This window comes from Corallincola holothuriorum (assembly GCF_003336225.1).
GTDB classification, from domain to species: Bacteria; Pseudomonadota; Gammaproteobacteria; order Enterobacterales; family Neiellaceae; genus Corallincola; species Corallincola holothuriorum.
Genome location: NZ_QPID01000005.1, coordinates 226,239 through 247,976 on the forward strand (window position 1 = coordinate 226,239; position 21,738 = coordinate 247,976).

General features: G+C 49.8%; 20 protein-coding genes. 10 read left to right on the top strand and 10 right to left on the bottom strand.

All coding sequences use genetic code 11. The annotated features are described in order from the left end of the window. Positions 1-8: 8 nt before the first annotated feature. From menB to DU002_RS10185, 4 genes are read right to left on the bottom strand one after another with little or no spacing between them, the layout of a single operon-like run. Positions 9-854 carry a 1,4-dihydroxy-2-naphthoyl-CoA synthase gene (gene menB / locus DU002_RS10170; RefSeq protein WP_114338270.1) on the bottom strand — a complete coding sequence of 282 codons (846 nt, stop codon included), beginning with the start codon at positions 852-854 and terminating at the stop codon, positions 9-11. Beyond that, positions 847-1,644, bottom strand: a complete 798-nt coding sequence (gene menH / locus DU002_RS10175) for a 2-succinyl-6-hydroxy-2,4-cyclohexadiene-1-carboxylate synthase (protein WP_114338271.1) — start codon at positions 1,642-1,644, stop codon at positions 847-849. Before menH ends, menB begins: the two co-directional genes overlap by 8 nt. Beyond that, the gene (gene menD, locus DU002_RS10180; RefSeq protein WP_114338272.1) at positions 1,637-3,442 is read right to left on the bottom strand and encodes a 2-succinyl-5-enolpyruvyl-6-hydroxy-3-cyclohexene-1-carboxylic-acid synthase; all 1,806 of its coding nucleotides are present in this window, start codon (positions 3,440-3,442) and stop codon (positions 1,637-1,639) included. Before menD ends, menH begins: the two co-directional genes overlap by 8 nt. Further along, the gene (locus DU002_RS10185) at positions 3,439-4,767 is read right to left on the bottom strand and encodes an isochorismate synthase (protein ID WP_114338273.1); all 1,329 of its coding nucleotides are present in this window, start codon (positions 4,765-4,767) and stop codon (positions 3,439-3,441) included. The genes menD and DU002_RS10185 overlap by 4 nt, the downstream gene beginning before the upstream one ends. Before the next feature lie 449 nt (positions 4,768-5,216). Between DU002_RS10185 and DU002_RS10195 the strand changes: the two genes are divergently transcribed. The 5 genes from DU002_RS10195 to DU002_RS10225 all read left to right on the top strand — a co-directional run bounded on the left by DU002_RS10195 (position 5,217) and on the right by DU002_RS10225 (position 10,124). Continuing rightward, on the top strand, positions 5,217-7,382 hold the full coding sequence (locus DU002_RS10195) for an adenosylcobalamin-dependent ribonucleoside-diphosphate reductase (RefSeq protein ID WP_114338275.1): 2,166 nt from the start codon (positions 5,217-5,219) through the stop codon (positions 7,380-7,382). Positions 7,383-7,410: 28 nt separating this feature from the next. Then, a complete protein-coding gene (locus DU002_RS10200) occupies positions 7,411-8,109 on the top strand; it encodes a TSCPD domain-containing protein (protein WP_114338276.1) in 699 nt (232 codons plus the stop codon). A 993-nt stretch (positions 8,110-9,102) separates the two neighbouring features. Continuing rightward, positions 9,103-9,393, top strand: a complete 291-nt coding sequence (locus tag DU002_RS10215) for a low molecular weight protein tyrosine phosphatase family protein (protein ID WP_233496471.1) — start codon at positions 9,103-9,105, stop codon at positions 9,391-9,393. A gap of 44 nt (positions 9,394-9,437) precedes the next feature. After that, positions 9,438-9,653 (top strand): hypothetical protein, encoded by a 216-nt coding sequence (locus DU002_RS10220; RefSeq protein WP_114338280.1) that lies wholly within the window; start codon positions 9,438-9,440, stop codon positions 9,651-9,653. A gap of 120 nt (positions 9,654-9,773) precedes the next feature. Beyond that, positions 9,774-10,124, top strand: coding sequence for a hypothetical protein (locus DU002_RS10225; protein ID WP_114338281.1), 351 nt, complete (start codon positions 9,774-9,776; stop codon positions 10,122-10,124). Positions 10,125-10,370: 246 nt separating this feature from the next. On the opposite strand, the gene DU002_RS10230 is transcribed toward DU002_RS10225, so the two are convergent. Continuing rightward, positions 10,371-11,387, bottom strand: coding sequence for a zinc-binding dehydrogenase (locus tag DU002_RS10230; protein ID WP_114338282.1), 1,017 nt, complete (start codon positions 11,385-11,387; stop codon positions 10,371-10,373). A gap of 86 nt (positions 11,388-11,473) precedes the next feature. Beyond that, on the bottom strand, positions 11,474-12,685 hold the full coding sequence (locus DU002_RS10235) for a serine hydrolase domain-containing protein (protein ID WP_114338373.1): 1,212 nt from the start codon (positions 12,683-12,685) through the stop codon (positions 11,474-11,476). 168 nt (positions 12,686-12,853) lie between these two features. Between DU002_RS10235 and DU002_RS10240 the strand changes: the two genes are divergently transcribed. Beyond that, positions 12,854-13,804, top strand: coding sequence for a M14 family metallopeptidase (locus tag DU002_RS10240; protein WP_114338283.1), 951 nt, complete (start codon positions 12,854-12,856; stop codon positions 13,802-13,804). A gap of 434 nt (positions 13,805-14,238) precedes the next feature. Here DU002_RS10240 and DU002_RS10245 read toward each other — a convergent pair whose 3' ends face one another. Both DU002_RS10245 and DU002_RS10250 read right to left on the bottom strand, forming a co-directional pair. Further along, positions 14,239-14,892 (bottom strand): 7-cyano-7-deazaguanine/7-aminomethyl-7-deazaguanine transporter, encoded by a 654-nt coding sequence (locus DU002_RS10245; RefSeq protein ID WP_114338284.1) that lies wholly within the window; start codon positions 14,890-14,892, stop codon positions 14,239-14,241. Positions 14,893-15,111: 219 nt separating this feature from the next. After that, positions 15,112-17,184, bottom strand: a complete 2,073-nt coding sequence (locus tag DU002_RS10250; protein ID WP_114338285.1) for an Ig-like domain-containing protein — start codon at positions 17,182-17,184, stop codon at positions 15,112-15,114. A 498-nt stretch (positions 17,185-17,682) separates the two neighbouring features. Between DU002_RS10250 and DU002_RS10255 the strand changes: the two genes are divergently transcribed. Further along, complete coding sequence (locus DU002_RS10255; protein ID WP_114338286.1) at positions 17,683-19,323, top strand: SulP family inorganic anion transporter; 1,641 nt, start codon at positions 17,683-17,685, stop codon at positions 19,321-19,323. Positions 19,324-19,430: 107 nt separating this feature from the next. Here DU002_RS10255 and DU002_RS19435 read toward each other — a convergent pair whose 3' ends face one another. After that, complete coding sequence (locus DU002_RS19435; protein ID WP_165419356.1) at positions 19,431-19,604, bottom strand: NF038104 family lipoprotein; 174 nt, start codon at positions 19,602-19,604, stop codon at positions 19,431-19,433. A gap of 102 nt (positions 19,605-19,706) precedes the next feature. After that, positions 19,707-20,135: a TonB family protein gene (locus DU002_RS10260; protein ID WP_147271825.1), complete on the bottom strand. Its 429-nt coding sequence runs from the start codon at positions 20,133-20,135 to the stop codon at positions 19,707-19,709. A 248-nt stretch (positions 20,136-20,383) separates the two neighbouring features. Here DU002_RS10260 and DU002_RS10265 point away from each other — a divergent pair, with 248 nt between their 5' ends. Genes DU002_RS10265 through DU002_RS10275 form a run of 3 tightly spaced genes read left to right on the top strand, consistent with a single transcriptional unit; the run spans position 20,384 to position 21,737 of the window. Continuing rightward, positions 20,384-20,899, top strand: coding sequence for an LEA type 2 family protein (locus DU002_RS10265; RefSeq protein ID WP_158538024.1), 516 nt, complete (start codon positions 20,384-20,386; stop codon positions 20,897-20,899). A 23-nt stretch (positions 20,900-20,922) separates the two neighbouring features. Then, positions 20,923-21,285, top strand: coding sequence for a hypothetical protein (locus DU002_RS10270; protein WP_114338289.1), 363 nt, complete (start codon positions 20,923-20,925; stop codon positions 21,283-21,285). Further along, entirely contained in the window at positions 21,282-21,737 is a 456-nt protein-coding gene (locus DU002_RS10275; RefSeq protein ID WP_114338290.1) for a hotdog fold thioesterase, read from the top strand. The genes DU002_RS10270 and DU002_RS10275 overlap by 4 nt, the downstream gene beginning before the upstream one ends. The last annotated feature ends 1 nt before the right edge of the window (position 21,738 follow it).

A 21,738-nucleotide genomic window follows, 5' to 3' on the forward strand; every position in this document is an offset into this window, starting at 1 on the left:
AAACAGCCTCAGGGGTTGCGGGTGAACTTATCGAAGTCCGGAGCACGCTTTTCGTTAAAGGCGTTACGCCCTTCCTGCCCCTCTTCGGTCATATAGAACAACATGGTGGCGTTACCCGCCAGCTCCTGCAGGCCGGATTGACCATCGCAGTCGGCGTTCAAAGCGGCTTTCAGGCAGCGTAGGGCCATCGGCGAGTTCTGCAGCATCTCGCGGCACCAGCGTACAGTTTCTTGCTCTAGCTCAGCCAAAGGTACCACGGTGTTAACCAGCCCCATATCCAATGCCTGCTTGGCATCATATTGACGGCACAGGAACCAGATTTCACGAGCCTTCTTCTGGCCGACGATACGTGCCATGTAGCTGGCACCAAAACCGCCATCGAAGGAGCCCACTTTAGGACCTGTTTGTCCGAAGCGAGCATTGTCTGCGGCAATCGTCAGGTCGCACATCAGGTGCAAGACATGACCGCCACCGATGGCATAGCCAGCCACCATCGCCACAATGGGCTTCGGACAGGTGCGGATCTGACGTTGAAAATCCAGCACATTAAGATGATGGACACCCTTATCATCTTTATAGCCACCATAGTCGCCGCGTACCCGCTGGTCGCCGCCAGAGCAAAAGGCGAGATCCCCTTCACCCGTTAAAATAATGCTACCGATCTGCGAGTCGAAACGGGCATCATCCAATGCCTTGATCATCTCCATCACTGTTTGCGGACGAAAAGCATTTCTGACTTCAGGCCGGTTGATGGTGATCTTAGCGATCCCTTCGGCCTTGTGATAACGGATATCTTCAAATGCTTGGCCAGCGTCCTGCCATTGAATTGGTGCGTAAAGTTCCTGTTCAGTCATGTTGTTTGCCGATTACCTGAATTGCTTGTTGAAGGATCTGAGTAAATTGTAGTGGATCTGCGTGATGGGTATTGTGGCCTACGTCATCGATAGGGTGAACCCTGATAGCCGCATTAAGTTGTGCGATCTGGTTGCCGATATCAGCAAATTTCTTGTCCTGACGGCCGTAAATATAAAAGATGGGCAGTGCCGAGTCGCTTAGCCAGGGACGTAGGTCGGGCTGTTTACCCAAGCTAAGGCCACTTAACATGGTGGCTAGGCTATTGCCCCAGGCATGACTGCGCAGGGCTACCAGCTGCTGTCGTTGCTCTGGGCTGAGGTCGGCGAACACGCTTTGTTGATACCACTGTTTCAACACCGTATCGATAGGTTGTCTGGCAAAGCGTTGACTCCAGCGTTGATCTGCCTCCATCCGTTGCTGTTGCGCGGGTAGTTCTGCGAGCCCTGGATGACAAGACTCCACGATGAGCCCTTGCAAACCAGTGGGCTGTTTTGACCCGTGATACATGGCGATACGGCCACCCAAAGAGTAACCAACAAGTAGATAGCGCTGGATCTGATGTTCCGCTAAATAGCGGCATAGCCATCGGTCTATGGCGTCAAAATCGACCTGTTCAGGCATATTAGCAGCGGGTAAACCGTGGCCGGGCAGATCGGGCGTATGAATTTGCCTGTTTGCTGTGTCCTGCGCGTCTACGCCGAGCTGAGCGATCACCGTTTGCCAGTCGTTGCCAGAGCCAAGAAAGCCGTGCAGGAACACTAAGGCTGGCGCTGCTGACTGATCAGTCATCGCTGGTTTCTCGGTGAGCGCCCTGCTGCAGGTCGTGATCGTTAAACGCTGCAAATAGCTGCTTTAGTTGCGCCACACTTTGACCGGGTTCAACCATCACTTCGATGACCACAGGGTGATCGGTGGATAGGGCATGGGTGAGCTGCTGGCTAAATGCTTGTGTGTTGCTCGGCTGCTGGTAGTTGAGGGCAAAGCCTTTACATACATCCGCCAGTTGCCAATGGGTGGGCTGTTGAAACAGCGGCTTCATGGCGTGGTCGGGCACCGGCAAGATCTGGAATATATTGCCGCCATCATTGTTCAGTACCACCACCGCCAGTGGGCCCTGGTGCTTGCTCAACAAGGCTAATGAGTTCAGATCATGGAGCAGTGACATATCGCCTATTAACAAGGCGAGTGGCCGATGGGGTGTGGCCTTGGCGATGCCGACGGCGGTGGCAAGCAAGCCGTCGATGCCACTGGCGCCTCGGTTACTGTAGAGCGGCGCTTGCAGGTGGCCGCTAAACAGCTCTAGCAAACGTACGGGCAAGCTGTTGCCTGTCATCAGGCGATGGGCTTGGGTCATTGTCTCGGCAAGCCGTTTGGTCACACTGATCTCGGTGACCGGGCTGATGGCTGACGGACAACTATCATCCACTAACCGTTGGATCTGCTGTTGCGCTTGTTGCTCTCTGCGATTGATCTGCTGTGCGAGTTCCATGGCATGCGAAGCGTCGTTTGCTAAGGCCGCAGGTAACGCTGCTGAGTGCGCTTGGCACCAAGGCGCGATTGCTGACCGGATCTGACGACTGGCTTTATTCAGTGGATCTAATGAAGTTGTTGATGGCGACACCAACCAATAGTTTGGCAACGCAGTGGTTGCCAATGCCTGCATTAACCGTTTCGAGACTAAGCGGCCACCAAACTGCAAGATTAAGGCGGGCTGACTCATTATCTGCTGCGCGTCAGCGCTGCTGAGCCAGAGATCAAAGTAGCAGGCGCTGTCTGCGTCATCACGGGATTGTGATTGCAGGTCTGCCAATAGCGGCCAGCCCAACTGTTTAGCCAGAGCCTTGACCGCGCAGGCCTCTGCTGCAGTCATAGCCCCCGCGATAATCAGCCCACTTTGTTGGCTTAGCGCCAGCCAGTCAGGTTGCAGTGCAACAGGCGTGGGTGTTGCAGTGCTGCTGAGCCCTGCGGCAAAGAATGTCGCCGCCTCGCTATCGGCTTCCGCAAATTCATTTTGTTGCTCAGGGCTTATGTAGAGCGGTTCGCGGAATGGACAGTTGATATGGATCGGTGCGGCTTGATGATCACGGATACGCTGTATCAGCTGTTTGGCATAGCTAGCCAGCTTATCGGCTGAGCTGGCAAACTCATCTGCCGGTGGTAGATGGATCGCTTCGCTCACGTAACTACCGAAGATATTGCGCTGTTGGATCGCCTGGTTGGCACCACAGTCAATCAGCTCTGCTGGTCGGTCTGCGGTGAGCAGCACAAGCGGGATACCCGTTTGATAGGCTTCAACGACAGCGGGTAGTAGGTTGGCAACGGCAGATCCTGAGGTGACAACTATCGCCACCGGGCGGCCGCTGGCTTTGGCCAACCCCAACGCCAAAAAGCCTGCGCCGCGTTCATCAAAGTGGGTATGGCGCTGAATATCAGGGTGTTGCGCAAAGGCTAGGGCCAAAGGCGCTGAGCGAGAGCCCGGTGCGATCACAACGTGCTGGACACCCGCTTGGTACAGCGATTCAACCAACCAAAGACTCCAGCGCTGGTTGCGCCAGGCCGTTGTCTGGCTTGCCGTTTGTTGGCTCATTTTTGTCCCATCAGGCTGCGTACCGTGGCGACTTTGTTGTCTAGCTCTTGCCACTCTTTATGGGCATCGGAGCCATCAACAATGCCTGCGCCAGAGTAAAGTGCCAACTGGCAGCCTTCAATATGAGCACTGCGGATGGCGACACTAAACTCACTGTTCGCATGGCTGAGATAACCAATCGCGCCAGCATACCAGCCACGTTGGAAGGGTTCATGGGCAGCAATAAAGCGCAGCGCATCGGCTCTGGGGGTGCCACCAACGGCGGGTGTGGGATGCAGTCGCGCCAACAGGTCTGCATCGCAGATCTCTTTGCGTAAACGGCCATGGATGGCGCGCTTGAGGTGCTGCAAGCGGTTCAACTTAAGTACTTGCGCCCGATCATCGTAGCTTAGGGCATCACAAATCGGACCGAGGCGCGATAAAATATCATCCAGCACGATACGATTCTCACGCCGGTTTTTGCCGTCACCGAGCAGTGCCATCGCGATCAGACGGGCATGTAATGGGTCTTTCGGTCGCACATCGGTTCCTGCGACCGCTTCGCTCAATAGTTGACGACCATCGCGCTTGAACAGGCGCTCGGGAGTGCAGCCGATAAAACTGCTTTGGTTATCAAGTTGCAAGGCAAAAGGGGTGCTGTGCTGATTTGCTTGGTGCCAACGTTGTAGCAGCAACCAGGGATCACAGGGTTGTCCGGTTGTCAGTAACTGACGCCGGGCTAACACCACTTTCGATAGAATGGGCTGTTCCGCTAATGCCTGACTTACCAGCTTCGCCCAACTGGCCTGCTCCGGTGAGTTACACACCGCCAATACGTCGGGTAACGGCGGACATGGGGTATGAGCCGGTTGGCGAAGTGTGTGCAGTGCATCCTTGGCGGCAGCCATTTCGTCTGTGAAGCTGTGTGCTTCATCAACCCATAAGTTAAGCGTCAGGGTGATGTTGTCATCTTGCCGTTGCCATAATAGTCGCGGCAGAAAAAACAGTGGCTGCTCGGTGCCGGGGGTGTTGGTGTCATCAAAGGGCAGGGCGCCCATGATCACTAGCGGTAAAGCGGCTGATTCACTTAAGCAGTGACTCGCCTCATTGGCCGTGGCAAATTTACGCACACAGCCGGAGGCTGCGAGCTCTTTATCTGACTCACGACTTTGCCAATAGGCTTTGGGATATTGGCTTTGTGCTTGCAGCCACGGAATACCACTGACTCTGTCTAGTGTCTGAACCAGTTGCAGCGGCCCACGAAACGGACCCAAGTTGGATAACTGCGTCAGTAAAGGTATCGACGGATCAGATTTCGCTGGGATCGGAAGTTGCCGCACTGCCATGGTTGGCGGAGTCCATAGTTTTTACTCTGAAGAACATTTTGAAGCAAATTCATAGGCCTGCAAGCCCAGCGTGAAAAACTGTTGATTCATGGCAATATCATGCTGGTAAAATTGGCATATTGATTTTATTAATGTTTTCTTTCTTGTTGGTACTTGGTAACGCTATCACCTACTACATATAGTGTTTTTTCTAAGATTATTCACATCATTGTGGGTTTCGTGGTTAATATCACAAATCCTAAAATTTAATTTTTTCGCCAACCCCGCGCCGTAAAAGGCTTGCTTCGATTTCGCCCTTAAAATTGCCCACAAGGCGCGCTTGTCAATAATGTATTTCATAAACACTAGATATATACTTTCGCCATTGTTGATGGCACTAGATGTTGTGTTTGTAGTGGACATCATGTGTATAGCCTGTGAATAAGTAATCCGAATAGGGAGACCCCGGTATGGCCCGCGCCACTGCTACCGCAAAACAACAAGAAAACGCGGAAGTCCAACTCGAACTTCAACCTGCTTCTTACGACATCTGGGATAAGAAATATCGCCTGAAAGATAAGCAGGGTGTTGCGCTGGACAAAGATCTCGATGACACCTTTCGCCGTGTTGCGAAAGCCACTTCATCGGTTGAATTGACGCCCGAGTTGCAGAACGAGTGGTATGAGAAGTTTTTGTGGGCATTGCGCAACGGCGCTATCCCTGCTGGCCGTATTACCTCTAATGCCGGTGCCGAGGCTTATAAGCCAGCCACTTCTACCATCAACTGTACCGTATCCGGTATCGTTAAAGATTCGATGGATGGCATCCTTAATAAGGTGCACGAAGCTGGCCTGACCCTGAAAGCGGGTTGCGGTATCGGTTATGAATTTTCTACTTTGCGCCCGAAGGGTGCGTATGTTTCTGGCGCAGGTGCTTATACGTCAGGACCTCTGAGCTTCATGGATATCTTCGACAAGATGTGTTTCACCGTGAGTTCAGCCGGTGGCCGTCGTGGTGCGCAGATGGGTACGTTTGACGTTTCTCATCCAGATGTGATGGATTTTGTGCGTGCCAAGCGTGAAGATGGTCGCCTCCGTCAGTTCAACCTCTCTTTGCTGATCACTGCTGACTTTATTGAAGCGGTGAGAGCCGATGCCGACTGGCCATTGTCGTTCCCGTTGACGCAATCCGAGATCGATACCGATTCGTTGGATGTGAACAACAAAGAGCAGGTGGTTTGGCGTCCATGCCCATTTGATATCAACTATGCCCGTGAGCAAGAGTACGTGCTGAATGATCGCGGTGATGTCTGCTGCCGTGTGTTTAACACTGTGCGTGCCCAGCGTTTATGGGACGTGATCATGAGTTCAACTTATGACTATGCCGAGCCAGGATTTATCCTGATCGACAAAGTTAATGAGATGAACAACAACTGGTTCTGTGAAACTATTCGTGCCACTAACCCATGTGGTGAACAGCCGCTGCCTCCGTATGGCGCGTGCTTGTTAGGCTCGATCAACCTGACCAAATTTGTGGTTAATCCATTTACTGAGCAAGCCTCTTTCGATTTCGAGAAGTATCGCGAAACCGTGGCTATCTTCACTCGCATGTTAGACAACGTGGTTGAGATCAACGGCCTGCCATTGGGCAAGCAGCGTGACGAGATCATGAACAAGCGTCGTCACGGTATGGGCTTCCTTGGTTTAGGCTCAACCCTGACCATGCTGGGCATGAAGTATGGTGATGCTGCGTCGGTTGATTTTACCGAAGAAGTGGCGCGTGAAATGGCGGTGGAAGGCTGGCGTGAAGCACTGCGTTTGACCGAAGAGAAAGGCGCAGCACCGATCATGGAGCAAACCTTCACTGTGACTGAAGATATGTTGGTGAATCGCCCTGAGATGCGCAAAGACGGCATCAAAGTAGGCGACGAACTGGCAGGTAAGGTGCTGCATGGTCGCTATAGCCGTTACATGCAACAGATCGCCGAAGTTGACCCTGAGCTCGTCGAACAGCTGATAGAGAAGGGCGCACGCTTTACTCATCACAGTTCAATCGCACCGACCGGGACTATCTCGTTGTCGATTGCCAATAACGTTTCGAACGGTATCGAGCCATCATTCAGTCACAAGTACATTCGTAACGTGATCCGTGAAGGTAAGAAGACCAAAGAGCCTGTGGCGGTTTATAGCTACGAGCTGTTGGCCTACCGCGAGTGGATCGATGCCGATGCTGAGCCAGAAGGCGGCTCTTTACCGGATTACTTTGTGACAACGGATCATGTCTCGCCATCACAGCATGTGGATATCCAAGCCGCGGCACAGAAGTGGGTAGACAGCTCAATCTCCAAGACCGTGAATGTACCTACCGATATCGCTTATGAAGATTTCAAAGGCTTGTATCTGTATGCTCACGAGAAAGGTCTAAAAGGTTGCACCACCTTCCGCTTTAACCCGGAAGCGTTCCAGGGCGTATTGGTGAAAGAGTCAGATCTGGAAAATACCGAATATGAGTTCTCCCTTGATGACGGCACCACCGTTAAGCTCAAGGGTAATGAAGAGATTGAATATGACGGTGAAGTACACACCGCAGCTAACTTGTTTGATGCCTTAAAAGAAGGCTACTACGGCAAGTTCTAAGCGACGTCGACTACACTGGAGATTAGAGATGACTATTAAAATCGACAAAAAAATCGTTGGTTACAAGGTGTGTAGCGAGCAAGACAAGCTAGATGCGCAAGCTGCCGCCGAACAGGAAATCGCGGATAACGTGGTGACTTTGCACGAAAAGATTGATCGCCCAGAGATGCTGATCGGCAGTACTTATAAGATCAAGCCGCCAGTATCTGAGCACGCGTTCTATATCACTATCAATGACATCCTGCTCAACGAGGGTACGGATCACGAGCACCAGCGTCCGTTCGAGATCTTTATCAACTCGAAGAACATGGAAGATTACTCTTGGGTGGTTGCACTGACACGAGTGATGTCTGCCGTATTCCGTAAAGGTGGCGACGCGACCTTCCTGGTGGAAGAGCTTAAAGCGGTATTTGACCCGAAAGGTGGTTACTTCCAGCCGGGTACCGGTGTTTATATGCCATCCATGGTGGCGGAGATCGGTCAGGTGGTGGAGCGCCACATGAAGCGCATCGGCCTGATTGGTGGTGGCGAAATGGATGCCCGCCAAAAAGCGTTGATTGAAGAGAAACGCAAAGCCCATGAAACCGCAGGCAAAGCCACAGAAACTGAAGGTGCGACCTCGTTCCCACCGGAAGCAGTGCAATGCGGCAAGTGTCATCAGAAGTCCGTTATCAAAATGGACGGCTGCATGACCTGCTTGAACTGCGGTGACTCTAAGTGTGGGTGAGCCGTGACCGAAGCGTAGCTTCGCAGCACGGCGAAGTGACTAGTTTTTCAGGAAAAAACTAGAACAGCCTTTAGGCTGGCCCGAAGGGCGTAGGACAGGAGTCCGTAGTCACCATGGATGCCGACAGGATTTAGCCCCATGGATGGGTTAATTAGCTGAACTCTAAAAAAACCGAAGCCTAGAGCTTCGGTTTTTTTATGCAGGAGTGTGGCAGCTAGGTGCCAACTTCGGTTATTCGCCTCTGCCACAACTTCCCGTCAATGACTACGTCATAGCAATCAATGCGGGCTGCCTTAAACTGCTCAATTCTGTGAACAATAGCTTCGCCAGCATCAAAGTCGGTAATCTCTATAATTCGACGTAATTTGGGTAGCTGTGTAGGCTTCTCATAACCTTGATTTGGTTCTGATTCTTGTTGTGTTCGCTTGCTGTATGATTGTTCGATGTTTTGCTGATGTTTGTTAGTTCGACGATACCTACGCACCTCCTACCTTGTAAGGTAGGCTAACCTTGCAAGGTCGTACTAATACACTGTTAAGTGCACAAATGAACGAATCAGAAATCTACAGTAAGCTTGAAGAATTAAGATCAGATTTAGATCCTACGTCTGAGAAAGTATCCTCTATCGCTATGGTTGAGATTGATGGAGAATCTTTCGAGCAGAGAATCTGGTCCGAAATGTACGAGAATTCGAAGCTATTTGTGTGTTTGCTAGAGGTAGAAAAAACTCTATGCACAAAAGCATATTGTTTAGGTTTGTTGGTGGGTCCGGACGGACAAATTAAGAAGCTCAGTACCGAGCAGCTATGGGATATAGGTATACCATAGTCAGGCACTTAACAAGTTTAGCTACACGACCAAAATTGCGTCGCTCCGTTTGTATAAGGGCTTAGCCCATTTTACACAAACTACAGGCCACAATTTTGGCGTGTTCTAAAGGCGTTGTATACCTAAGAAATTATGAATCTACTTTTCGTTTGCAGTGAGAATAGGTTGCGCAGCCCAACCGGTGAGGAAGTGTTTTCAGCTTATGAAGGCGTTCAAGCTATTGGTTGTGGCACCAACTCAGACGCTGAAACACCATTGTCAGGTGACTTGGTTGAGTGGGCTGATGTCATCTTGGTGATGGAGAAAACCCACAAAAATAAAGTATCAAAGAAGTACAAAGATCTGCTGAAGGGTAAGCGCTTAGTATGCTTAGATATCCCTGATATCTATGACTGCATGCAGCCAGAGTTAGTAAAGCTGCTTAAAGCTCGTGTACCCAAGTACGTCCAACTTTAGTGGCTCGGCATATAATTGGGCGTTATGTGTAAAAAGGAGGAGTTATGGCGGTAATAGTTGAAGCAAACTGTTTTGGTCCAATAGATTACAATCCACCTGTCGAATTACCCATTAGAGAATATGTCCTTGAAAAAGAATATCTTCTTATGAGTAACCGAAAGCTATTGGTTACGAATACAAAAAGTACGTTTTGTCTGGATAAAACCGGCGTGTTCGATCATTTGTATATTCCAACCTCTTTAAGTAAAAAAGAGCCTTAACTTAGGCTCCGTATTTGAGATATATGTAATCGAATCTACACGTGACAAGCACAGCCATTCGACGCCAAACTGCGGCGCGGCTGCTGTGAGCCGTTAGGTGCAAGTCATGGACGCACACAAATGATAGAGAAAATTATCAAGTCAGCTGGTCTTCTGTTCATTCTCTCTGCAGCGATGATTGGGGCAGTGATAGTATCAGTAGTGTACAGTTTGTTGTTCTCAGCAGAGGGTTCTACGTACCCGTCACTCTTGAGCAAGTTTTTGAACTCGAATGAAGCGCTCGTTCATATAGCTTCAGGTGGCCAGTTGTCAGAGGTTTTCATTGAGCCTGACCTGCGACTATTGCTTGTGTTCTTTGTCGGCTTTGTCGGCTTTGTTGGTGTTGTTGCGTTAAGTTCAATACTTCATGCTTTTGTTTCAGGAGGGTTGTCGCTCCTGAAGTATGAAAGCAAGTACAAAGAAAGCATATAACAAGTGAAGTCAGGTACGCCGCAAAAAACGTGACTAGACTCCCTCTGTGAGCTTCGGTCGCCCCTGCTCCAAGCGTTCCCCTATCCCTCAACTTGTTTCTATCTAAAATAGCGCTAGAGCGATCGCTCGCCATTCGCCCGCTTGTGCCGTTCCGATCTGTAAGTAATTAGTTGTTGCGTTTGTTTTGCGTAGTGAGTGATCGCAAGAATTAATAGATGATTTGGTTGTTAGTCACGGGTAGTTGCATTACTTGTTCACGGTTAATACCACTTTCCCCAAATTCCTGCCGCTACGCAGATATTCAATTGCATCAAGTGCGTTTTCAAACTCAAAGGTGTGGCCGACGTGGGGCGGGGCAATGTTGACTTGCTGCATGGCGGCGAGCTGTTCTTTAAGCAATGCTGTCTGCCCCCAAAGCCAAATCAGGTTAAATGCCATCACGGATTTGTTGTCGCTGATCATCGGCATGATGTCGTATTTTGGGCGTTTCAAATATCGCCAGGCGGCTTTAAGGTAATTAGGTCGATTTTTCCCCGGAGTAAATTCAGCCGCGCCAAACACTACTAGGCGGCCCATGGGTGACAAATGGTCGAAGCTGGCGGTTTGCACCTCACCACCGATGGCGTCTAATACAAGATCAAATTGGCGGCCGGCTTGTTTCAGTTGTTTGCTGAACGAACCCTGACGAACGATAACGTCATCAAAGCCCTGTGAATTTAGAAAGGCTTGTTTGTCTGGCGAACTCACCGTGCCTACGGGGTTGCCGCCTAAGGCTTTAACTAGTTTCATTGCTTGCAGGCCGACGCCACCTGCCGCGCTATGAATTAATATCGTTTGGTCAGGTTTAAGGTTGCCGAGTTCGGTTAAACCATACCAAGCGGTCAGGGTCTGCACCAGATAGGCGGCACCTTGTTCATGACTCCAATTGTCAGCCAGTGGCACCAGATAATCTGGTTCAATATCTATGGTGTCGCAATAGCCACCAAAGCGGGTGACGCCCATGATGCGATCACCTAATTTGAAAGGAGAGTTGTGACCCTTGCCCTGCGCAGAGATCACGCCAGAGAATTCCAACCCGGGCGTGAATGCGCCTTTAGGGGTGGCGCTATACAAGCCTGTTAAGGCAAAGATATCGGCAAAGTTAAGTCCAACGGCTTTCACATCGATCCGGATCTTTTCTGCGGCGAGTGCGGGCAGTGAGTCTTGCTGCAGCCTTAAATCGCGAATGGCCCCAGCTTTTGGGGTTTGCCAAAATCGAATCATGAAATATCCGTACTCCCAATCGATGCTTTGGTAACTTTTATCCGTTAAAAGCTACCCGCGAGCTTCCAGCCGCTAACTTTCAGCCATTAACTTTTTGCCGGCTTTTCGTCCGCCAATTTATACGCTTGTGACCAAAACTCCGTGGAGATCTCGCTGATGCTATTTGATTCGGCGTTGATCAGTACGGCGAACCCCACGCCTAGGGTAGGCGAATAGCCGATATCGGCGCGGAAGCCCTGTACCCAGCCAGAGTGGTAAATAATTGGGTAGTCTTTGAATTGATAGATGCGCCAGCCGTAACCGTAGTGTGCGTCTTCTAAATAATCCCGCCAATGCTTTCGTTTTAAGTCTTTGCGAGTGCGGATGCGAGGCTCTGTCAGCTCTGCGATCAAGGCCGGTGTCAGTACCTTTGGTGCATGGCCTAAATTGGCGATCAGCCACTTGCTCAAATCGGTAATACTGGCGTTAATACCTGCGGCTGTGGCTACTTTGTAGTAGTCCGGGGTGACCTTCACGGTACGCCACACGTATGACTTAATGGCTTTGCCATTCCTATCTTTTTTGCCAGTGTTGACCCTGTTAATGAGCACGTGGGGCTTTGCGCTATTTTTAGCTTGTCTGAACTTTTCGAGTCCTAGCGATGCGTTAGCCATACCTAGCGGCGTAAACAAACGTTGCTCAAGCAGGGCTTCGTAGCTTTGTTGTTGGCTCTGCTCGATAGCTGGCTCTAAGAAGCCGTAGGCGATGTTTTGATAGCCATAACACTGTGCAGGCTGGCATACCGGTACTACCCGTTCAAATCGGCGGATCACTTTCTCCATGCTCCATTTTTCATGCAGCAGGTTGTCATAAGCATTGGGTACCAAGCCCGTGGTGTGGCTCAGCACATGCTTTACTTTGATTTTTTTCGCCGCGCCTGGCGTTGCAAGGTGAAACTCCGGCACATATTGGGTGATGGGCGCATCCAGATCTAACTGTTTCTCATGGGCCAGCATGGTGGTGATGGTGGCGGCAAAGGGTTTGGAAACCGAGGCCAAGCGGAACACGGTATCTGGAGTCACAGGCTGTTCCGCTTGCATATCCAGATGACCAAAGGTCTTCACTTCAACTACCTGGTCATCCTTGATAATGGCATAAGCGCCACCGGGAATGCTTTTATCCGCTAGTAATGCGCTTACATGCTGGTTAAAGCTTTTCAGAAATTGCGCCTGCTGGTCAGCGGGTGCAGCTGTTGAAGCGGCGACTGCAGGTATATGCGTTAAGAGCAGCGAGAAAAACGTGAAAAGAGAAAATCTCATTAGCGAAGGCCGAGGCTGAAAAATGAAATAATACGGCGTGATAATTAAATGTCCATGCCACATTTGCAGTAGAAGTGCTGCTTAGGTGGCAGGCATAGTGCGTTAGATTCTCACATTGCACAAAAGAGCAGACCTATCTACTCTGTGACGCCTTAGCAGAGGTGCCCTATGACAGAACAACAATCACATTACCCTATCGGTACGCCGGGCGAAGCCTGGGGCGAAGAACAGAAACAGCAATGGCTGCAAGCGCAACGTATTAAACGTTCCTATCAAGCAGAGGTGCTGGAAAAGCTGAGCGAATTAAATGAACAGTGTGAGCTTATTCAGTACGGCGCCTTACCTTATAAAACTGAGCCGACTCTTACTGAGCAGCAGAATGCCGATGCCTACCCATTGTTTATTGTGAAAAGCCGACAGTGGCAGGCAGATAAGCCAGTGGTATTGATCACCGGCGGTGTACATGGTTATGAGACCAGTGGGGTACAAGGGGCGCTTCGTTTTGCCCAAACCCAGTTGGAAAAGTATCAGCGAGATTTCAATATATTGGTGGCACCCTGTGTCAGCCCGTGGGGATACGAAACCATCAACCGCTGGAACCCCGATGCGGTCGACCCCAACCGTTCATTTTGCGCCGATTCCCCTTCACCAGAAGCGGCGCAGCTAATGGCCTACGTTGCGTCACTGGGCGTGAAGATTTATGCCCATTTCGATCTGCATGAAACCACTGACAGTGACAATGCTGAGTTTCGTCCTGCCCGGGCGGCAAGGGATGGTATTACCCAGGATAATTGGAATATCCCTGATGGGTTTTATCTGGTGGGTGATACAGAAAAGCCTGTGCCCGAATTTCAGAAGGCAGTCATTGATGCGGTGGAGAAAGTCACTCATATTGCGCCCCCTGACGAAAACGGCATGATTATCGGTGCTCCGCTGGAGCAGAAAGGCGTGATTAATTACGCTAAAACCAAACTGGCTTTATGTGGCGGCTTCTCAAAAGCGGCGTTTGTCACCACTACAGAGGTCTACCCAGACAGCCCAAAAGTGGATGATGAAAACTGTATTCAGGCGCAGATCGCGGCGGTGACGGGCGGGCTGGATTATCTGCTTGCGCAGTAAAAGACACGCACGGGGATAAACTGTTCGCGGTGACTTATCCAATTGAGCTTAGAAAGAGCCGAAGCTTAGGCTTCGGCTTTTTAACAGCATGACATCCAATCAAACAGATGTTTAGTTTTTAGGCTTTGAAATAAGTTTGTAATAGGAAATGATTGAGCAAATCACTAGCAGGAATAAATGATACCCAATCCCTTCTGCGGATAGCATATGTTCATGGCTTCGCTCCCGAAACCACTGCCAAATCAAAGTGCCGGAATATATCCAAAACGAGATGCCAAAACCGTAAAATATGGCAGTTCTTAACGCTGCTTTATCAATACTCATTATGCTATTTAAAGCTCACTTTTGCTGATTTCGAGCTGATGTTAATCATTTTTCCATCAGTCCTTTAGCAAGTTATCCATTAGCACGCGCCTCCTTGTCTGGAGGCTTGTCTAGTAAGCTGGCTGGACAGCGAAAAAGCGTCGCTGCAGATAGTTAAGCAGCATGCCATACAGGGGTACAAACAGTGCCAGATTGACTATCAACTTAAAGCCGTAATCAACCCAAGCGATCTCCAACCAGTGCTCCGCCATAAAGGCGTCTGAGCTGGCGTAAAACGCAACCGAGAAGAACAGCAGGGTATCAATACCATTACCAAAGATGCTTGAGCCAGCTGGCGCTATCCACCAGGTTTTGAGCTGGCGCAGGCGGTTGAATACCAAGATATCCAGCAGTTGGCCAACGGCAAAGGCTAAGAAGCTGGCCAAAGCGATGCGGGCAACAAAGCCATTCCATTCATATAGCCCTGATGCGCCTTGAAACTGCCCTTCAAAAAACAGTACAGAGATCAGATAACTGGCGATCAGAGCGGGCACCATGGCGAGAAACACCACCTGTCTGGCTCGCGCTGCACCGACTAATCTGACCGTCAGATCGGTGGCTAAAAAGATAAAGGGAAAGGTAAACGCTCCCCAAGTGGTATGAAAACCAAAGAGGGTAAACGGGAGCTGCACCAGATAGTTACTGGCGGTGATGGTGACAATATGAAACATTGCCAGAATAAAAACACCACGGCGCTGCGCCTCGGTGAGCTGTAAAAACTGCATAAAATGACCTGTGTCTTTTTGTTGATTGGGGTGAGAGAACCCAAGGGCGGCGGAGTATTCCACATCTACCTTAATAAGGTCAACAATTGGTCGTTTTTCCGCTGATGATCGTGATAAGGGGTGTGCTGATGGGGGACGGTTTTATCGGGTAGTGACAGTGGCAGTGGTAAAAACCGAAGCACTGGGCTTCAGTTTTTACCGTTCAAAGCGGAGAAAAGATTAACGCCCCCAGTGACGAGCGCCAAATAGTAGGGTGTATTCAGCGTCAGTATCGTAATCGCCGTTCGCGTAGCCACCAATCAGTAGATCGGCATAGCCATCGCCATCCATGTCACCGACGGGCGAGCTCCAAATCTTGAAGTCATGGTTGGGGGACGTTGCGTAGTTATGGATGACAGCACCTACCGTGCCATCGGTAAGCTCTGGATTTCCTAGATCGTCTACAGATATTTCTGGGCTCAGGTCTGGTCGCCCGTAGATTAGAAGCAAAGGTTTTTGGCTTTTAGCTACATTGTTGATGGAGATATCATCGATACCATCACCATTAATATCACCTAGGTTTCTTGGATAAGCGTAGCGAAAGAAGCTGGAAATAATGGTGATCTGTCGGTTCGGGTCCAAAATCGATAAGCGTCCCTGTTTATCCAAACTAAGATCGATGGCGTAGACCTGCTCTTGATCTTGCACCAGCACCTCATTCTTCCCGTCGCCATTAAAATCACCTGCACCACCGCTAATAAGCCGAGGCTCTACTGGCACGGTACCTGCTGTCAGATACACGCTATTTAAGGTAGATATAGAGGTAGGCTCAGCGCTGTAGTCCTGCTTACCGAACAAAATGATTAAGCCATCTTCATTACTGTTCGGGCCTGCTGTTTGTGCTGCATTGATAGAGAAATCATCGTAACCATCTTGGTCAATGTCTCCCATGGGATGAAGAAAGCTGCCGAATCGAAAGTGATCCCCCGTAGGCAAGGTTTCAGCTTCAACATAGCTAATACTCTGTTCTGGGCGAGTGAAAGCGTCCAGATCCAGCGGTGTGTTGCTCGCCTGTATTGCTTCAGAGCCGAAAACGATCTGCAAGCGGGTTTGTTGAGTGTCATCCGCAAGGTCGACCCGTTTTACCAGCGAGAAATCTGCATAGCCGTCGTTATTGACGTCGCCAATGCCGCTCAGTGCCAGGATCAGTTGTGATGTTGATAGCTCAAGCGTCACAGCGTTTGCTTCGCTACCTACAAGTAGATTGGTAGGTAAATTTTCAGCGCCGAATATAAGGAACCAGCGCTGTTGGTTGCCTTCGCCTGCCTGTATGAGGAAGTCATCATAGCCATCATTGTTGACGTCACCTGCGGCATTGGCACTAATACCCAATTGCATCGATGCTTGCGTGCCCCAGAGCCGATGGAAGGATCGTAGAGAACTGTCGCGGTCTGCACCCAACTTAAGCTCACACTCACCTGCTTTTTCCAATTCGGTAAGTTCGGGGGCACTGGATTCATCTGGGTAACAGATGATGGCGTCTTGGTAACCATCTGCGTTGAGATCGCCTACGCCAGCGGTATTTGCATACCCTTCATCGGAGGTTTCTCTGGAAATAGTAAAGCCTGTGTCTTCAAGGGAGAAGTCTTTAACGTCGCCGACTTTCAGTGAGTGATACCTGCCTTCGGTACGTGCTTGCACCAATACCGATACGTTGACACCGCCATATCCGTTGCCAGTGTTATCTTCGACGCTATATGAGAAGTAGTCGGTGCCATAGAAATCAGCATTTGGTGTGTATAAAACTTTGCCATCTATGATCTGTGCCGTGCCATTGCGCGCGTCACGAAAAATCTCAGTGAGAGAGAGTTCACCATTGGGAACGGTGTCATTGGCGAGTACGTCGATCTCTACCGGCTGGCTAATCGTGGTGACTGCTGTGTCGCTATTTGCGTCAATTAGACCGGGCTGAGGCACCGCTTCAGCGACAATCGTCACGGTTGCGTTTTCTGACTCTTGCCCGTCCTCGGAAATCGAATAAGTGAAGGTAATATTGAAGCTGTCGGCATCGGGGGCGGTAAAACGGATTTTGCCATCCACCAGAGTGTAATCATTTGATGGCGGTAGGTTAATGGTTACGTTGGCGCGATCACTGTATGTGTCGTTGGCGAGTAGATCTAAATCTATGGTCTGGGCGCGACGGACTGTGTAGCTGTCGTTGAGTGCTTGTAAGGTGGTACCACCACCTGAGCCCCCGCCGCCTCCGCAGGCTGTCACTACTAAACAACTGCTAAGTAATATCCATGGCTTCATCGGTTTCCACTCCTTTGGAATTTATTCAGTGTAAATTTAATTCAGTGATTGACTGTCTTACAATAATCAATATCCACACTTACAATGTGGACATATTTTACCGTTTCATTCTTTCTTTTGTTTGCTTGTTTATCAACCTGTTATTCAAATTGTCATAATTTGAGGTGGTACGTTTAACTTTACATTTTATGAATAAAAAGCTAATTAATTTGAACCTAAATTAAGTGTTGAGTCCTCCCGAAACGACTGATGAGCGCTTTGTTTTTTTGCCCTGCAGTGCTTATAAAAGCGCCAATTTGAATTGGCAAATGAACCCAGATAACAGCCGTATATCGCTTATTTGAATAGAGCCAATTGTGGCCTGATGATTGATATGACAAGTAGGTGTTAGCCGTTTGTTAACACTTCTTGGAAAAACTACCTCGAACGGGATAAACTCTCGCCCTCGAAACTAAATAAGAATACGAATAACTACGCATTAGATTGGGGTGGTAACGATTGAACGTGTTTAATGCCATAAGCTTACAAAACATCCGCGGTGACCTGTTTGGTGGTTTAACCGCGGCCATCGTTTCACTGCCGCTGGCACTGGCCTTTGGTATTGCCTCTGGGGCAGGTGCCGAGGCGGGCATTTATGGTGCGTTGCTGATTGGATTATTCGCTGCGTTGTTTGGTGGTACGCCCACGCTGATCTCCGAGCCTACAGGGCCGATGACAGTGATTATGGCGGCAGTGATCACCAATATGCTGGCTACGGATCCAGAAAACGGCATTGCCATGGCATTTACTGTGGTGATGATCGCCGGTCTGTTTCAGATCGCCTTTGGTGCACTAAAGCTTGGTAAATACATCACCTTGATGCCCTATAGCGTGATCTCTGGGTTTATGTCCGGTATTGGCTTCATCTTATTAATCATGCAATTGGCACCCTTCCTTGGGCAAGCCGCGCCCAGTGGCGGAGCCTTGGGGACACTTAAAACCCTGCCTGAGCTGATTTCTAACGCGATCACCATAGAGATATTTTTAGCCTTCGCTACCCTCGCTGTGCTGGTTTTTACCCCGAAAAAAATCAAGGCGATGGTGCCGCCGCAACTCATCGCTTTGGTGGGTATCACGCTGGTCTCAGTGCTGGTGTTCGATTTGGGGGAAGTACGCCGAATTGGTGAGATTGAAGTGGGATTACCCGGCCTGGTATTCCCCACATTTACGGCCGATCAGATAACTACCATGATCCTCGATGGCATGGTGTTGGGCATGTTGGGATGTATCGACTCGATGTTGACGTCGGTGATCGCTGACAACCTGACGCGTACTGAGCATAAATCGGATAAAGAGCTTATCGGTCAAGGCGTCGGCAACTTGGTGTCGGGCCTGTTTGGTGGTTTGCCGGGTGCCGGCGCAACCATGGGCACCGTGGTAAATATTCAAGCGGGTGGACGAACTGCGTTATCAGGCGTAATGCGGGTGGCGGTACTGGGGATTGCGGTGTTTGGTGCCGCAGACCTATTGGAAGTGATCCCTTTGGCGGTACTGGCCGGTATTGCTGCCATGGTTGGCCTGAACATTCTCGACTGGAGCTTTATTAAACGTTCCCACCGAGTGTCCTGGTATTCGACACTGATCATGTACGCGGTGATGTTGTTGACTGTGTTTGTTGATCTCATCGTTGCCGTTGGGGTTGGGGTGTTTGTTGCCAACATCATCATCATTGAGAAGTTAAGCCGTTCACAAGCGCAAAGTATAAAGGCGATCAGTGACATCGATGATGAGGTGCCATTGAAGCCGAGAGAGCAGGAGATACTGAATCAAGCCAAAGGCAAGATCTTGTTGGTGTATCTCAGCGGGCCGTTGATTTTTGGTTTGGCTAAAGCGCTGTCCAGGCAACACCAAAAAATAGAGAAGCATCAAACTGTGGTGATCGATCTGAGCGAAGTGTCGTTAATTGATGACACGATTTCTCTGGCGGTGGAAAACACCATTACTGAAGCGATTGAGCTGAAAAAGCATGTTTATTTGGTGGTACGTACCGAGGAAGCCAGAAACAAATTGGCCAGAATGGGGTTGATAGATCTGCTGGGCAAAGAGCACTTGCTAGATAGTCGTACTGCGGCGCTGGAGCTGGCATTGCAAACTGTTTAGCGGTTTTGCCTGGAAGAAAATCGTTGTGCTGCGGGTTAAGATTAAGGGAGCAGGGTGATGCCTTGCTCCCTGAAAGCACTATCGATCGATGTCAGCTTGGCGAACGCTTAATCGTCATCATCGATAATGTCGGGAGTGACGGCATCGGCCACATCAACCGCGCCACCTACAACACTCGTTGTTACCCCTACTGCGGTGCCTACGACAGCCGCGGCAACGCAGCCTGATAGATGAACAATGATCAGGCTCGCTAATAACAATTTTATGGCTTTGTACTGCATTTCATTTTTCCAAATTTCGAATCGAGAGCAGCATATCGAGTTGTGCTTTCGTTGTCCCGTCGTGGATCAGAATTTGCGTGGCAGGGGCTGATTTTTGTTGCTCTAAGGTGCCAACTGAAATCTTAATTTATAGGTTGCCGTGACTTTTTCGGGGCCGTTGGCTCCGATTGTGGGTCGCCACTTCCAGCGTTTGACCGCTTTCATTGCGGCTTTGTCAAAAATGCCGGTTGGTTTTGCAGTGACAACATTAACCTGATCGGCACCGCCTATTTCATCGATCACGACTTCGACCACGACCTCTCCTTCAATCCCATCTCTGGCAGCCCGCATCGGATACTTTGGTTCAATTCTGACGATAGGGCTTGGCGCATTGGCAATGGGGCTACTGGGCTCAGCCTTAAGTGGTGGCTTTGAGTTCTCCTGTGAGCGCTCATTTGACTGTTGTTCTGTTTTCGCTACGGCGGGGGTACAAACTAAAAACAGGGTGAGACAAGCAGCTGAAATCACTGAGGCCGTGTTCAAAATAATCAATGGCACTAACTCTATGGTCGGTAGAAAACAGACAAAATTGATTCGTCTGGTCTGTCGTTGGTTGGCTTTTGTTCAGAGTAGCGTAACCCTTATGCTATGCCAATTTGTTGATTAGGTTATTGCTAATGTTTCCAGTCAGGGGCGAAGTTAACTGTGAACTTAGGACGAACATAGATCGACATTTTCTGTCCTGATAAAAGCTTTTCATAACCACTGGTAGTATGCTCAGATGTTGTAGGAAGCGCAGTATGAAGGATTCCGATTTTTCTCTGCATGTGGCTGATGGATCGATGGTAATGAAACAGAAACTGGTAGCGAGTTTATTTTTGTTATTGATGGCAGGCTGTGCCAGCTTGGACTTTGCAAGCCCAAATGTCAGCTTGTCCAGCATTAAGAGCTTAGGTGGTGATCTGTTTGAGCAGCGTTTCTTGGTGGTGCTCAATGTGCAAAACCCGAACAACCAAGCGCTGCCGATTGAGGGACTGAACCTTGCACTGGAAGTGGAAGGAAAAGAGGTGGCGACGGGTGTCGGCGCATCTGAAGTAGTCATTGAGCCGTTTGGTGAAGAGAAAGTGAGCCTTTATCTCACCACGAATATGTTCAAGGGCGCGGGGATATTGCTCAAATTTATCAGCGCTCAAGACGATGCGCTTAACTACCACGTGAGCGGATATCTGCATACCAGCTTGGGTTTTTCGGTAAAAGTACCGTTTGAGAATACCGGCGTGTTAACGCTGGATGATATAAAGCCTAAGGGTCATTAATCAGAATCTGTACGAGTATCGTTATGACGACATTTAGAACTTCTGTTGTCACTATTCATCAATTAGCGCCTGATATTGCCGAGGTGATTGTTGATGATGGTGTTGAGATGACACTGTCGGATGTGCAGGCCTATCACGACTGTCTATTGGCCAATTTCAGTGCGCCATTTCGCCTACTTATCAATAAGATTAATCAGTACACCTATACCTACGAAGCTCAACAAGGCTTAGCCGATCTGCCGCAGATTGAGGCGATGGCGGTGTTGGTTTACAGCAAGGCGAGTATGGCTGCCATGCGTGTGCTGCAACAGCAGCAACGAGAAAATCCCTGGCATGCGGAGGTGTTTACCAGCCGCCGTGAAGCATTGGCGTGGTTAGATAAATGACCAATGACGACAGGCCACTGACGATCTGGCATAAGTCAGCGACGTTGGATGCGCTCAACCAGATGAACCGCAATACCTTAAGTGAACATCTGGGGATGAGGATCACTGAACTGGGTCAAGCTCATCTGCTGGCGACTATGCCCGTTGAGCAGCGTACCATGCAGCCGATGGGGCTACTGCATGGCGGTGCATCGGCGGCGTTAGCAGAAAGCTTGGGCAGTATGGCAGGTTATTTGGCTGCACCTGAAGGGATGCTGGTGGTGGGGCAGCAGATAAACGCACATCATCTACGTCCGGCACGCTCCGGAATGGTCACAGCGAAGGCTACTGCGGTACACCTAGGGCGCAGCAGTCAGGTATGGCAGATCGATGTTGTTGATGAAAATGACAAGCTCTGCTGCAGTTGTCGGCTGACTTTAGCCGTACTTCCTGAGATCACGAATAACCAGTAAA